Source organism: Clostridium sp. (assembly GCF_036781005.1).
GTDB lineage: Bacteria > Bacillota > Clostridia > Clostridiales > Clostridiaceae > Clostridium_B.
Map to the genome: position 1 here is coordinate 25,861 of NZ_DAIQBT010000019.1, position 14,288 is coordinate 40,148.

General features: G+C 29.7%; 14 protein-coding genes. 1 reads left to right on the top strand and 13 read right to left on the bottom strand.

All coding sequences use genetic code 11. The features are described 5' to 3' along the window. Positions 1-6 precede the first annotated feature (6 nt). The 13 genes from V7Q02_RS09225 to V7Q02_RS09285 form a co-directional block, all read right to left on the bottom strand. Positions 7-264, bottom strand: a complete 258-nt coding sequence (locus V7Q02_RS09225) for a hypothetical protein (protein ID WP_333860718.1) — start codon at positions 262-264, stop codon at positions 7-9. A gap of 18 nt (positions 265-282) precedes the next feature. Then, a complete protein-coding gene (locus tag V7Q02_RS09230; protein WP_333860719.1) occupies positions 283-702 on the bottom strand; it encodes a cytochrome b5 domain-containing protein in 420 nt (139 codons plus the stop codon). A gap of 12 nt (positions 703-714) precedes the next feature. After that, positions 715-1,167, bottom strand: a complete 453-nt coding sequence (locus V7Q02_RS09235; protein ID WP_333860720.1) for a hydrogenase maturation protease — start codon at positions 1,165-1,167, stop codon at positions 715-717. Continuing rightward, on the bottom strand, positions 1,164-2,579 hold the full coding sequence (locus V7Q02_RS09240) for a nickel-dependent hydrogenase large subunit (RefSeq protein WP_333860721.1): 1,416 nt from the start codon (positions 2,577-2,579) through the stop codon (positions 1,164-1,166). The genes V7Q02_RS09235 and V7Q02_RS09240 overlap by 4 nt, the downstream gene beginning before the upstream one ends. 9 nt (positions 2,580-2,588) lie before the next feature. Continuing rightward, positions 2,589-3,467, bottom strand: a complete 879-nt coding sequence (locus V7Q02_RS09245; protein ID WP_333860722.1) for a hydrogenase small subunit — start codon at positions 3,465-3,467, stop codon at positions 2,589-2,591. Between the two features lie 81 nt (positions 3,468-3,548). Next, positions 3,549-4,274 carry an energy-coupling factor ABC transporter ATP-binding protein gene (locus tag V7Q02_RS09250; RefSeq protein WP_333860723.1) on the bottom strand — a complete coding sequence of 242 codons (726 nt, stop codon included), beginning with the start codon at positions 4,272-4,274 and terminating at the stop codon, positions 3,549-3,551. Continuing rightward, positions 4,271-5,071, bottom strand: a complete 801-nt coding sequence (locus V7Q02_RS09255; protein ID WP_333860724.1) for an energy-coupling factor transporter transmembrane component T family protein — start codon at positions 5,069-5,071, stop codon at positions 4,271-4,273. Before V7Q02_RS09255 ends, V7Q02_RS09250 begins: the two co-directional genes overlap by 4 nt. 21 nt (positions 5,072-5,092) lie before the next feature. After that, positions 5,093-6,094, bottom strand: a complete 1,002-nt coding sequence (gene cbiM, locus V7Q02_RS09260) for a cobalt transporter CbiM (RefSeq protein WP_333860725.1) — start codon at positions 6,092-6,094, stop codon at positions 5,093-5,095. Between the two features lie 251 nt (positions 6,095-6,345). Next, positions 6,346-8,220, bottom strand: coding sequence for a molecular chaperone HtpG (gene htpG, locus V7Q02_RS09265; RefSeq protein ID WP_333860726.1), 1,875 nt, complete (start codon positions 8,218-8,220; stop codon positions 6,346-6,348). Between the two features lie 238 nt (positions 8,221-8,458). Next, positions 8,459-9,769, bottom strand: coding sequence for a DUF6179 domain-containing protein (locus V7Q02_RS09270; protein ID WP_333860727.1), 1,311 nt, complete (start codon positions 9,767-9,769; stop codon positions 8,459-8,461). A 14-nt stretch (positions 9,770-9,783) separates the two neighbouring features. Continuing rightward, positions 9,784-10,248, bottom strand: coding sequence for a DUF6323 family protein (locus tag V7Q02_RS09275; RefSeq protein WP_333860728.1), 465 nt, complete (start codon positions 10,246-10,248; stop codon positions 9,784-9,786). A gap of 194 nt (positions 10,249-10,442) precedes the next feature. Continuing rightward, positions 10,443-11,423, bottom strand: coding sequence for a D-isomer specific 2-hydroxyacid dehydrogenase family protein (locus V7Q02_RS09280; RefSeq protein WP_333860729.1), 981 nt, complete (start codon positions 11,421-11,423; stop codon positions 10,443-10,445). Between the two features lie 93 nt (positions 11,424-11,516). Then, a complete protein-coding gene (locus V7Q02_RS09285; protein ID WP_333860730.1) occupies positions 11,517-12,155 on the bottom strand; it encodes a TetR/AcrR family transcriptional regulator in 639 nt (212 codons plus the stop codon). Between the two features lie 777 nt (positions 12,156-12,932). On the opposite strand from V7Q02_RS09285, the gene V7Q02_RS09290 reads away from it, so the two are divergent. Next, entirely contained in the window at positions 12,933-14,222 is a 1,290-nt protein-coding gene (locus V7Q02_RS09290; protein WP_333860731.1) for a transposase, read from the top strand. Positions 14,223-14,288: the final 66 nt, after the last annotated feature.

Here is a 14,288-nt window from a genome sequence, read left to right on the forward strand (position 1 = left end):
TGATCATTATTCAGTGGAGTCACCTTCTATATTCTTAATGATGGCAGTTTGCTCTGGTAAATTTTCAATTTCAATACGTATTTCTGTGAAGATATCTATTAAACTTTCATTATAGTTTTGAAGATATTCAGTTAGATTATTATTATTTATATGGCTATCTTTATTTACAATAATAGACATTTTATTTATCTTTGAAATTTTTCCCTCTCTACAGATTTTATTTAAACTCTGTGATATTTTACTTAACAATATAGTATCATGCATAAAAAACCATCTCCCAAATTATTTTTTTATGACCCCTACTTTAGGTAAATTTTCTAATATTTTTATATTTTCCTTATGACATGCATTAAATTCACTTGTCAAGTCTTTTCCTGCATATAGGCCAAAATGGGTTCCTCCGCCCCAGGATGGAACTAAACTTAAATCATATACCACACCATTAATAGCTGCATATGCAGGGCTTCCATTGGCACCATTATATTTTGATAATTCCTCAAGAGTAAATTGCCTTTTATTTTGTCTAAATTTCCTGCTGTTAAAGGCTGTATTTACTAATTCATTTAATTTTTCTGCTTCATTTTTTATTAGACCACCGTAATAATTTTTAATATATGGACAACTTACTGCAATCATACAAAATGCATAGTACTTAATTCTTTTGTTAATGCCATATAACTTTTGAATAGTATGAGAATCCAATTATCTATCCTCCTAAATTTCACAGGGTAACCTAGATATGATTTCTTTAAAAACATTCTTTGAAATTATATTAATATTTTCTTGAATCTCTTTGCTGAGACCAAATTTGAAACTAACCTTGCCTACTTCAATACCTATAATATATCCATTAACAGTTTTATAATATGATTTTATTAAATCTATTACATTGTAACTATGCTGTGTACAATATTTTTTCCTATACTGATATTTAGCCAGCGAATTTATTGTTAACTCTCCTGGATTTTTACCATAGTAGGCTGCATCTATAAAAAATATAAAATCCTCCTCTTCTATCAAAGAAATACAGTATTCAAAATCTGTTTCTCCAATTATAACTTCTATATTATTTTTCGTAAGATTTTGTGTTATTTTTTCTAAAACTACAATGGCAACGCCATCATCTTCCATTAAAATATTTCCGATTGCCATAACTTTTACTTTCATACCAGCACCTTTAAATAAGCAAGTTCACATTTATTGCTTATTAAATGGGTTGCACAAGAAACACAAGGATCAAAAGATCTTAAAATCCTTCCCACTTCTATAGGTTCTTTTATATTTCTTATTTTAGTTCCAACCAATGCTTTTTCTCCAATTCCAAATTTTCCATTTTTATCTTTAGGACTCATATTCCAAACTGTTGGAGTTATGATATTGTAGTACTTTATAAGTTTATTTTCTATCTTAACCCAGTGTCCTAGCGCTCCTCTTGTAGTATCAATTAGCCCTGCACCAAAACTTTCATTTGGAATACTATATACCTTCTGATTATTGGGAAGTAGTTTGATTCGTTTTGATAAACCTTCCATAATTTTTATTATCTTTTTGGCTTCCAGCACCCTTGCAACATTTCTATCCATACACGAACTACCCCCATTATATTCACCTGCAAGTATTAATCTGGCCAAAGGCCCAACTTCCATAGAATATCCACCATAATTAGGTGATTTTATAAAACTGTAACCTTCTTTCTTATCTAGATCAATTTCATCAATATTGTTTTCTACTGGATTTTCATTCTGCTTATTACTAACATACCAACTGTAAAGTATGTTTTCTGTAATTTTACTACTATCAAAGTTTTGCTTTTTTCCATTAATTAGTACACCTGGTTTTACATAACTTATTTCAGGATCAACATAATGATCGAAAACACCATAACTCATAAAATTATTATACGTTTTCCCCATTTTAAAATAATCAAAATAATATTTAGAAATTATTTTGATATCCTCCATCATAATATTACTAATAAATTCTTTTAATTTAGCTATTATAGATTGAACTTTTACTAACTTGTATGAATCTATATTTACCGTAACTCCGCCAACAAAAATACCATGGGAATGAGGTGCTTTACCACCTAACACAGCTAAACCTTCATGGGCTAATCTACTGTATTTTATGCTCTCAATATAGTGATCACTTAATTTTTTATTCTCAGCTTCTGAAAGTCTGTAATCGCTGTATTGCTCTGAATATAAGGGACTTATATCTGGCATCCTTACATAACTTGGCATAGTCAAATTATAAAATTGTCTCAAATGATTTTGTATGAATTCAAAACCATGCATTAAATCTCGTACATACATATCATTTACACTTACATTAACTTTTAACGCATCCTCTAGTGCCAGTGTAGAAGCCATAGCATGTGCCGTAGAACATATGCCGCAAATTCTTTCAGTAAAATATATAGCATCTAAGGGCTGCCTACTTTTTAGCATCTTTTCAAAACCTCTAAATAGGAGCCCACTAGTTTCTGCATCAATAATTATATTTTGTTCAACTTCCACTTTAGTTTCTAAAAAACCACTAATTCTTGTTATAGGATCAATTGTAATAGTTTTTTTCATAGACTCCCCCTAATATCTCACAAAAGGTTCCATTCCATCTGGAAATCTTGAATTTGCACACCCAATACATGTAGTGTTATCTTCAATGGGCCAATTTACATATGCATTCCATTTTCTTCTTGGACAATCTGTTTTAGTTACAGGCCCCCTGCATCCTAGCTTAAACATGCATCCTTCTTCCCCAAATTTTTTTGCAAAAATTCCCCTGTCAAAATAACCTCTCCTTGTACATGTGTCATGAATAGTCACTCCATAAAATAAAATTGGCCTTCCTTCACTATCTAATTCCGGTTTCCCAAAGGCCGCTAAATGTGCAATAGTACCCACAACCCAATCCGGGTGACAGGGACACCCGGGTAATTTTATAACTTCTTTACCGTTTAATACATCAGATACACTTTTACTCAAAGATGGATTAGGCTTTGCAGCAGAAATACCCCCATGGGATGCACAGGTTCCTACTGCTAAAACATATTTAGCTTTTTTACCTGCCATTTTTACTGCTTCTAAAGCTGTGATAGATTTTCCTCTATAATGGGCTATTATATTATACAAACCATTTTGTTTAGTAGATACTGCTCCATCTACTAGTAATATAAATTCCGTATTTAAAGTATCTAAAAAAGTTTTAAAAGCAAATTCTCCCTCTGAAGTCATCAGTGTATTATTATAGGTTAGATTAATTAATTCATTTAATATATAATTGAGTCCTGGATTTACACTATTTAAAAAAGAAATAATGTTTCCCGAACAGCCTGTAACCTCGAGCCATATGGAATTCAACTTTTTTACCCGTCTATTTTTAATTAAGTACATTGCTTCCTTAGCCAACCTTTTTGCACTAAGTTCTTTTTCTAAATTCATTGGACAGTTATTTCCATTTTCCATAAGTAAAATCGCTCCTGTGATAATAATATATTTAAATAGTAAAATATATTCCAATTTATTTTAATTTATTCTTTTATCCATTTAAATCAAATTTACTTTTTTCAAGAGTTCAATATTTATTAGTAATTTATCTGTTGGTATATCAGCCGCAATACGGTGATCTTCTCCAAATACTATAGCTCTTTTAGATATTTCCTGCACTAACTCTAAATTATGTGTTGAAGTTATTAGTGTTTTTCCTGCTTTGTTTAATTTAATTAAAAGCTTTGTAAGCCCTCTTTGGATTTTTGGATCAAGGCCATTCATAGGTTCATCTAAAACAAGGACTTCAGGATTTAAAGCCAGAACGCAGGCAATGGAAACTTTTCGTTTTTCTCCATAACTTAAGTGGTATGGTTGTCTGTACTTGAAATCAATGATATTTAACAAGGTCAAACAATCATTAACTCTTTTATTCACATCATTATCATTCATACCCATCTGTCTTGGACCAAATGCAATCTCATCATAAACATCTGCACAGAATAATTGAGTGTCTGGGTTTTGAAATACAAAACCTATTTTCTGGTGAAACAGTTTTGTGAACTTTATATTTTGAAGTCTTTTATTTGTTATTTCTTTATTATTAAATTTATAACTCCCCCTATCAGGTGAAATAATGCCATTAATTATCTTCAATAATGTAGATTTGCCACTGCCATTAGCTCCTAACAATACCACACTCTCACCCTTTTTTATATGGATATTTATGTCCTTTAACGCATTATTACCCGGATATGAATAATACACATTAGTTATATCAATCATTTTAAACCCTCTCCATATATAAAAATAATCATTATCCCAAAGTTAATTATTATATATATAAAGTCTACAATAGAGAATTTAAGTCTATTATTAGTAATGTAATACTCTCCAGTAAAACCTCTACATTCCATGGCAAAGTACATATCCTCAGCCATTTCTTTAGACTTTATAAACATTATGCCAATAATTCCCGAAAGTGATATATATTTATATTTATTTTTACCAACTGATCTAAGCTTTAGAGAATACATCATATTTAGCGAAAATTCACCCATTATAAATATATATTTTATCGTAATATCCATAACAAAAATAAAAACGTTTGGTACAAAGAATCTTTTTAATGTACTGGTTATGGAATCCCATCCTGCAGAGCAAGAAAGTATATTCACAGCTGTTACTGTTGCAAAAACCTTAGATGTAATCATAACACTACTAAAACTATTACCACAAAATGCTGCCGGAAGAAGTATACCAAAAGTAAAAATACATATTATAAAACTTATTTTAAAAATTTTTATGATTTCCTCACTTTTCATAATACTTAAAATTACAAGTAGATATATATTAATAATAATTATAAATGTAAAATTATTTGTAATTGAAATCATTAATATGAGCATAAATGTAAATGTAATTTTAAAATCTGTATTTATCTTAAATTTATTTTGTTTATACTCACTTTGAGTTTTTATCATTGAAATGATACCTAACAGAGACAGGATACTTTTAGTAATAAAAGTATCCTTGTCTAATTGAGGAATATAATTTTCGTCCTTTAATAACCATTCAGGCATACCTAACATTTCTCCTTACTACTAACCAGTAATATTCCTAGTTTTATTTTTCTTTAAACTACTAATAATTTTAAATAGAATCAGTGAAATTGCAACTCCTGCAGTTGCCGATAAAATATACCCTGCTCCATCTGGTAATCCTTTAATTGCATAATCTGGTATAATAGCGTTAAAACTAAATCCATTTCTCATTCCTTCAGGAATATAGCCTAATGTTTTTCCGCCAGCTGCTACAAGCTTTATTTCATCAAGTCCCCATTCACCCCATGCTGTTCCAGTTGCTAGGAGTCCTATAGGACTCAAACAAATTAGTGCTACAATTAAACCATAGATAGCTTTTGTCTTTTGTTTTGCTCCTTCATATATGGTACCTGGTGAAACCTTCTTTATAAATGAAAATATGGCCACCGTAAATATGACCTCAACTACACCTGCAATAATAAGATGAGGGATAGTCATTGCGGGAATTGATACCCACAAAGGATATGGACTATATAATGGCTGTCCAGCAGCATTTTTAAATAATAAAGGTTGAACACCAAATTCTATTGCTGCTGCAAAAGCTGCAAAATTAATTCCTAAATATGATCCCAATACTATTCCTATATATTCACCCTTTTCCGAATTAGATCTATCTTTCACAAACTTATAGATAAAATATCCAAGGAAAGGTAATATAAATGCCATATTAAAACAGTTAGCTCCAAAGGACAATATTCCACCGTCTCCAAAAAATAACGCCTGAATAAGTAAAGCAACAGTAATAGAAATACATGCTGAAAATGGTCCTAAAAGAATAGCTAATAATGTTCCACCTACAGCGTGTCCCGTTGTACCTCCTGGCAGAGGTACATTAAACATCATCATAAGAAAAGAAAATGAAGCTCCTATTCCAAGCAATGGCATTTTAACCTTTGATACTTCGTTTTTTACCTTTTTTACTGATATAGTCCACACCGGAACCATAGCAACTGCCATAACCACGCAGGTTGATGGACTTAAATAATTATCTGGAATATGCATGTTTTCAAAACACCCCCTTGACTAAAATAAAGTTCATAAAATTTTATTTTTTACAACACTCTTAAAGGATTTATTTAAATTTTTATTCCAATTACCTATAAAATATTCTTTATTTTTAAGAATTTCTTTATTTCACAGTACCCAAGCCCCCAAATATATTTATTTCTTAGAATTTTACTTATTTTCCCTCACAGATAAAAAATTTCACTGAAAAAGAGAATCTATATTTTAAGATTCTCTTTTTATAACCTCTATTTAATTAAAGAACATACATCATTTGCAAACTGTACCGGATCATCTACAGAAAGACCCTCAATTAATAATGCCTGATTATAAAGTACATTGGAGAGCATTTTCAATTTGTCCTTATCCTCTGTAAATGCCTGTTTAACAGCATTAAACATTTCATGGTTTGTATTTATCTCAAGAATTTTATCCGCTTTAATATTCTGATTTTCCGGCATCATATTAAGTACTTTTTCCATTTCAATAGAAAGTTCTCCGCTGCTTGCAAGACAAACAGGATGGGTCTTTAAACGTTTGGATGCCTTTACTTCCTTTACCTTATCCTTCAAAACTTCCTTCATAAAATCAAATAATTCTTTATTATCTTCTGTTTCCTTGTCACTTTCTTTATTGTCTGATTCAAATCCCAAATCTTTGCTGGATACGGATTTAAATTCCTTTTCGTTGTATTTTACAAGCATTTTAATGGCAAATTCATCTACATCATCAGTAAAATATAATATTTCAAAACCTTTATCTTTAACTAGTTCAGTTTGAGGCAGTTTATCAATTTTTTCTACACTCTCTCCTGATGCATAATATATGAACTTCTGATCATCTTTCATACGGGATATGTATTCATCAAGACTTACAAGCTTTTTCTCTGTGGAAGAATAGAACATAATAAGTTCTTTAAGTACATCTTTATTCATTCCAAAATCAGAATACACACCATATTTGAGCTGTCTGCCAAAATTTTTATAAAACTCATTATACTTTTCCCTGTCATTTTTCAGCATAAGTAAAAGTTCACTTTTAATCTTTTCTTTTATCTTTTTGGCAATAAATTTAAGTTGTCTGTCGTGCTGTAAAAGTTCTCTTGAAATATTAAGAGAAAGATCCGCAGAATCCACAAGTCCCTGTACAAAGCCAAAATAATCTGGCAATAAATCAGCACACTTTTCCATTATAAGCACACCATTTGAATAAAGCTCAAGTCCCTTTTGAAATTCCTTTGTATAAAAATCATAAGGCGCTCTTGCAGGGATAAAAAGTAAAGTATTATAACTTGTTATTCCTTCTACACTGGCATGAATTGTTTTAAGAGGTTTTTCATAGCCAAAGTGTTTATCCATATAAAATTGCTCATAATCCTCGGGTTTTAATTCATTCTTATTTTTTCTCCAGATAGGTACCATACTATTTAAAGTTTCATCTTCAAAATAGTCTTCATAATCCTTGTCACTACCTTCTTTTAACTTACTCTTTTTTACCATCATCTTAATAGGATATTTTATAAAATCAGAATATTTTTTTATTAAGGATCTTATTTTATATTCATCTAAAAATTCACCATACTTTTCATCTTCTGTATCCTGTTTGATTTTTAATATAACTTCAGTTCCCACTTCTTCTTTTTCACAGCTTTCAATGGTATATCCTTCTACTCCTTTTGATTCCCACTTATAGGCCTTATCTGAATTAAGTGCCCGGCTTTTTACGGTAACTAAATCAGATACCATAAAAGCAGAATAAAAGCCAACTCCAAATTGACCTATAATATCTACCCCTTCTTTTAACTCATTTTCATTTTTAAAGGCAAAGGAACCGCTCTTTGCAATAGTACCCAGATTATTTTCCAGTTCTTCTTCAGTCATACCTATGCCTGTGTCAAAGATTGTAAGGGTTCTATTTTTTTCATCTGCAGTAATTCTGATATAAAAATCTTCTTTGTTGAAAGTAACATTTTCATCAACAAGGGAACGGTAATAACTTTTATCAATTGCATCACTGGCATTTGATATAAGTTCCCTTAAAAATATCTCTTTATTGGTATAGATAGAGTTAATAACCAAATCAAGCAGCCTCTTTGATTCTGCTTTAAACTGTTTTGTAGTCATTTTATCATTTCCTTTCTTTAATATGTAAAATGTATCACCTGAAATTTTAATAACATATAGAGCACATAAAATCTATGTAACTAATATCGCATTTTTCAATACACCTCATTATTACATAGATACTTTTTATAAATTTCATATGACCTTGTTTAAAGGTGTTTAGTATTTTCTGTTAGCACTCAAAACACTTGAGTGCTAATTTTATTTTAGCAATTATTTCTCCTTTGTCAATACATTTTCAAATTAAATTTTCCTCTAAATCTATTTTAACTATTATATTTTCCACATTTTTTATCTTTTTCTCTGGTAAACTTAATAAGAATTCAATGAAATAATTTTGCCATTCTGATTCCATATTATCCCTATATTTAATTAATTCTTCATAGGATAAATTCAGAGAATTACAGTTTAAATCATCATAAAACACTGTTTTGCCAAGTACAGCTAGGGACATATCATTAAGCGTGCTAAATACTTCTATATATTCACTGCCAAATAGACACTCAGAATCCAACAGATCCATATAATCTTCAAAGGATTTTAAATTTAAAGCTATAATATTAATTTTATCCTTAACGTACCTGCATTCCATTACTTCCTCTACAATAGAGGTAAACTCATAATCATTCATTTTGCTGCCTTTTGTAAATACAATTTTATCTTCTCTGGATTTTTCATTTTCTATAATGATCATATTTGACAGATTTCCATTATTATAAGTATTTAAAAATCGTATTATAAATGGATTTTCATACATTTTTATATAATCTATAAGCTTTTTATCTCTAATATTGAATTTAACAATTATCCCTTTAAAGATTTCCTTTAAGATACTTTTTAATTCCTCTCCATTTTTCTCAAATAAACTTCTTTTTATCATTTCCCTGTCATGTGGTGAAATTTCAAGAGTAATTTCATTGTTTCCACACAAAAGCACAAAAATAGATTGCTCCAAAAGCACCTGAAATACATTAATTGGAGACTTTATAATATCGATTCTATATTTTCTACCATAATCTCTGAGTATTTTTCTAATGGAAGATTGTTTAAAAAAATCACAAAAATCAGTTTCCATTTTTAATTTTTCAATATACTGTTTTATATAGAAAATCCCTGTTAAACTCATATTGTCAAATGTAAGTGGGTAATCAATGCTGCAGGGTATGTCATAGGCGCCAAAGACCTCATCATAATTATTAAAAAAATCCTCTAGATTATCTATTGTGTCATTATAAACCTCTAGAGGAATATTAAGTTTATTTTCTTTTATATTTTTATAAATCTTCCGGCACTCTTCAGTGTATTTTTTAACAATTTCAACACCTTTTTTGTATATGAAATCAACATCTTCTTCGTAAATTAAATCAGAACATCTCTCTTGTTTTCCATAACACTGCATATAGGCATTTATGGAATAGTATATAGAATTTAGGATATTAAAGGCATTATCCTCTTTTACAGAACTGCTTTTTCCTTTTGTATATCTTATAATTAATTCTTTAAAAATTAAAAGAACACCTGATTCCATACTCTTAGGCAAAGTCTTCAATACTTATTTCCCCCTTAATCCTCATCCTCTATACTGATAAGTTCCCTACCGCTTCTAAAATTATTTAAAATTCTTTCAATACCCTTTCCTTTCATAAGTTCTGTGGAACCATTATAAACCTTGTTAAAAAGAAACATTATGACTTTAAATATTTCTTCATCTCCCAGAAAATCTGATGTGTGATTTTTTATATAATGGAATATTTCATATACATCATTAATACTTTCAATCAGATTGTATTGATTTATATAAGGAGAATATGCAAGCTCTGTTACAATATTTTTTAAAATATTCATGTTAAGTTCCAATCTGCCCTGTGCTTTTAAAGTAATATTTCTCATTTCTATAATATCTCTTACATCTTCCTCTTTAAGAAAAAGATTTCGCTCTTTAAGATGTTCATTTAACCTTAAAAGTTCAGTGGTTCCCTTTGATTTTTGAATATCATTAATAGAATTAAATATTTCAGGTAAATTCATAATCATCACTCCCTTAAAATCCAAAAAAAACACTTGACATATTATTTATAATATGATATGATTGTTATATGATATAATTGTGTTTTTTATATATTTTATTATACCATATTAAAATATAAGTTCAATATAATAACAGTTCATTTTACTGTTTTTTGTTTTTTTACATATTAAAATTAAAGGAGGTTGTATCCTCCTTATATAACCTCCCAAGGATTTTCTTTTCCTTCCATAAATAAGGTACAACTTAAAATAGAGTTTTCTACCATGTCACTTACAGATTGATCCGTATAAAAAGCGGTATGTGGAGTAATAATTACATTAGGATAGGATTTTAAAATTGCCAACTGTCTATTATTTAATATTTCACACTTTAGATCATTGTAATACAAATCTGATTCCTGTTCGATAACATCTAAAGCTACTCCTGCAATTTTTCCCCTTTCAATACCTTCTATTAAATCCTCTGTATTAATAAGGGAGCCTCTGGCTGTATTAACAATAAATACCCCTTCCTTCATCATATCTATAGAATCTTTATCAATAATGTGATAATTATTTTTCCTGGCAGGAATATGTAATGTAATGATATGGCTGTCTTTTAAAAGTTTCTCCAAGGATACATATTCAGCATATTTTTTCACATCTTCATCTTCATGAGAACTATAAGCTATTATTTTACATCCAAATCCACTTAAATTTTTAATTACCCTCTGTCCAATTTTCCCTGTGCCAATAACACCTACTGTTAAATTATGAAGTTCTCTGCCCTGTACACCTTTTAAGGAATAATCCTGAACACTTGCACATTGCATAATAGCTTTCATCTTCCGTATTGTCATCAAAATTACCATAACTGTGTGATCCGCTACACTACTTGGAGAATAAGTTACATTTCCTATATGCATGTTCAACTGTATGGCTTTTTCAATATCTATATGGTCATATCCAATAGTTCTTGTAGATATAAAATTTACTCCCATTTCATGAAATTTTTCTACAAGTTCTCCTGAAACAGGAGTAGTAACTATACTTATACATTGGAACCCTCTGGCTAGTTCTGCATTCTCCATACAGGGAGCATCATCACACAATACCACTTCCACATTATATTTTTTTCCAAATTCTTGAAAATACATTTTTTCATCATCCCTATAACTATAAGCTAGTATTTTCATTTTCTTCCCCCCCTTATTTACAATTCACAGTACACAATTTACAATTCACGATGCACTATTTACAATTTATAATTATATCATATTGTACATGTTTCATCTTTGTTTTATTCCATTTATCAATAAATCACAATATTCTTCTGTAATTTTATTTATAGATTTTTCATATTTTTTATATGCTTCATATCCTTTAAAAAATTCTGTTTCTGGGATATTGAGTTTTTCTATAATAAAATCCCTAAGAAGTACCATATTTCTGAATATATAAAATATCATGATGTTTTTATCCAAATCCATACGTATTAACTTTTTGTTTTGCAGTATATCGAGCATATCTATGAATTCTTTTCGATTCATAGTCAAATATTCCTTGAATTGGCTGTTTTTACGGGCATAAAAAAGAAAGCTGGCATAATTGTAATACATGAAATCAAACTGCAGTACATGAATTACAAGTTTTTTCGAAAGAGTTATTGCATCCAATTCCTCCTCCTCCGGGTTGAAATTGGTTACATATTCTAGTTGCTTGTTTAGTGCATAATCAATAAGATATATATATAAATCCGTTTTATTGTTAAAATATCTGTAGAAACTCCCCTTGGCAATTTTCAGTTGGTTTATGATCCTATTTAAAGAAGATGACTCAAAATCCTGATTTGCAAATTCCTTAATAGCTACCTGTATAATTTCTTCCTGCCTTTCTTCTGGCAAATTAAAAAAGGTTTTACTAGGCAAGGTTATCACTCCTAATTTTATAATTGATAAGACTTAAGTAACATATATCAAATTATGTAATTTCTTCAATATCAATTATAACATTTATGAAAAAGTTTTGTAGTATTGACAATATAAATAACATAATAGTATAATCTACTAGACTGACCGAATGGTCGCCACTTATAATTCTCATTTAGGAACTTCAAATAGTTGCTAAATAATTAGACAAAGTTGTATATTAGTGGACATTTTTATCTAGTGTACAATTAACTATTTGATCTTTTCAAGCTTTAGTGAATGTAGGATTATGGAAATAATCCAGCATGATGAACTACGATTTTATAGAAAGTTAAAAACATACCCTTGAATGTATTCTTCAGTTTAAGGCTCTATGAGTGAGGAAGGATGACCGACTACTAATGTCATGTGGTCAAACACCTAATCAAACATACTTCTATAATGTCATTGGCAAGAAGAAAATTTCCACGAAAGTGAGAGCGGTCAGAAATGACTAATAATAATCAATTTAGTTTTGTTATTGATAAAAAAGGTAATTGATACAATAAAAGGAAACATATTGGTTTTAAAAACTTAGAATACTAAAAAGTAAGTGAAGGAAGGAGAGGTTAAGTTTGTCTAAGTTTTCTTAACTACCTAACTTTCGTACAAACGAAAATTGACCGATATGAATAAATTCCCATGGTATTATATCCAAAAAGTAACTAAAGGATAATAGCACACCTTAAAGAAATAAATTCTTATATAAAACAATCATGAAAGGTGGTATTATCCTATATGAACAAGATAACATTTTCTCGTAATGACTGTAAAGAAGAAACTACTTCCATTTGGCTCGTTTCAGTTCTGCAATATGGACTTAAGCTTGAATTTTTCAAGCCTTTAGAAACCTTTAAACTAAAGATGAAAAAAGTAAAATTTTCAGTTTATCAGAAACTTGTTACCATAATAATGTCCATAGCTGTGGGCTGTGAATTTATGAAAGACATTAACGAAAAGCTTGGTTCGGAAAAATTATCTGCAAATTTATTCAATATGGACAGTTTCCCTGATCAATCACAGCTCAACAAGGTTTTAAACCGTTTTGATTCTGATTCCATATCCCAGTTTGAAAATATACATCATAAGCTTTTTATTCAAAACAGCAGCTCAGCTTTTACTGAAAAAGAAGTAGTGATAGACTTTGATCAAACTGGATTAATTGCAAATGGTAAATCTTATGAATCAGCATCAAAGGGATACTTCTCAAAGAAGAAAAATCAATCCGGGTACCAGATGTCAGCAGCATTTGCAGGTGAACATTCTGAAACAGTTGCCATGTATCTTGATTCGGGTAATATGCATTGTCAAGATCACTTTAAAGATTTGCTGAAATCTACATTATCAAAATATAATGATGCATTAAAAAATGGCAGTTTAATCATACGTTCAGACAGTGGATATGGTTCTGCAGATATAATTGAACTAATGAAATCCATACCCAATTTAAAGTTTGTTACCAAAGGTTATTCTACTGTAAAAGCCAAAAATCTTGCTAAGGAAATACCATATTATGAATATACTCAGGCAGATGAATCCGCATGGGTTCATGAGTTCCCTAATATTGACGGACTGAGAATCATAATAGTTCAAATTCTCACTAAAAGTGGTAAATTAAAATATTCAATGCTTGTCACCAATATTGCTGTAAAAGATATGGATGCAGTTGAGTTATTTCACTTTTATAACAAGCGTCAAACAATTGAAGCATTCTTTAAGATGATTAAAAATGTATACAGCATTAAAAATCTTAGAACTACTTCCTTCTATGGCATATACGGATTTCTCTGGCTTGTTTTTTTCACTCATAATCTTATAGTTTGGTTTAAAGCAACAACATTGCATAATACTGAATTAAAGGATGCAGGGGTCAGGGTTCTGGTAAAGAAAATAGGGAATATAAAATGCTTTGTAAAACGAACTGTTGATAAAATAGAAGTAAATATTCCTTCACTTACCAGGCTTTCCAAGATTATTGCCTATGCACTCTGTAGATCTCAATATGAACAAATACGTTTTAATATCTGAAAATTACTTTACTATAATATAATCCATTAATGGTAAAACAATCAATTTTACCATTAATAATCAATG

Bases quoted from the DNA above. Each gene is read 5' to 3' on its own strand.
- V7Q02_RS09250 (WP_333860723.1), bottom strand. From the start codon at position 4,274: ATGATTGATATAACTAATGTGTATTATTCATATCCGGGTAATAATGCG.
- V7Q02_RS09235 (WP_333860720.1), bottom strand. From the start codon at position 1,167: ATGAAAGTAAAAGTTATGGCAATCGGAAATATTTTAATGGAAGATGAT.
- V7Q02_RS09280 (WP_333860729.1), bottom strand. From the start codon at position 11,423: ATGAAAATACTAGCTTATAGTTATAGGGATGATGAAAAAATGTATTTT.
- V7Q02_RS09225 (WP_333860718.1), bottom strand. From the start codon at position 264: ATGCATGATACTATATTGTTAAGTAAAATATCACAGAGTTTAAATAAA.
- V7Q02_RS09245 (WP_333860722.1), bottom strand. From the start codon at position 3,467: ATGGAAAATGGAAATAACTGTCCAATGAATTTAGAAAAAGAACTTAGT.
- htpG (WP_333860726.1), bottom strand. From the start codon at position 8,220: ATGACTACAAAACAGTTTAAAGCAGAATCAAAGAGGCTGCTTGATTTG.
- V7Q02_RS09255 (WP_333860724.1), bottom strand. From the start codon at position 5,071: ATGCCTGAATGGTTATTAAAGGACGAAAATTATATTCCTCAATTAGAC.
- V7Q02_RS09290 (WP_333860731.1), top strand. From the start codon at position 12,933: ATGAACAAGATAACATTTTCTCGTAATGACTGTAAAGAAGAAACTACT.
- V7Q02_RS09275 (WP_333860728.1), bottom strand. From the start codon at position 10,248: ATGAATTTACCTGAAATATTTAATTCTATTAATGATATTCAAAAATCA.
- V7Q02_RS09240 (WP_333860721.1), bottom strand. From the start codon at position 2,579: ATGAAAAAAACTATTACAATTGATCCTATAACAAGAATTAGTGGTTTT.
- cbiM (WP_333860725.1), bottom strand. From the start codon at position 6,094: ATGCATATTCCAGATAATTATTTAAGTCCATCAACCTGCGTGGTTATG.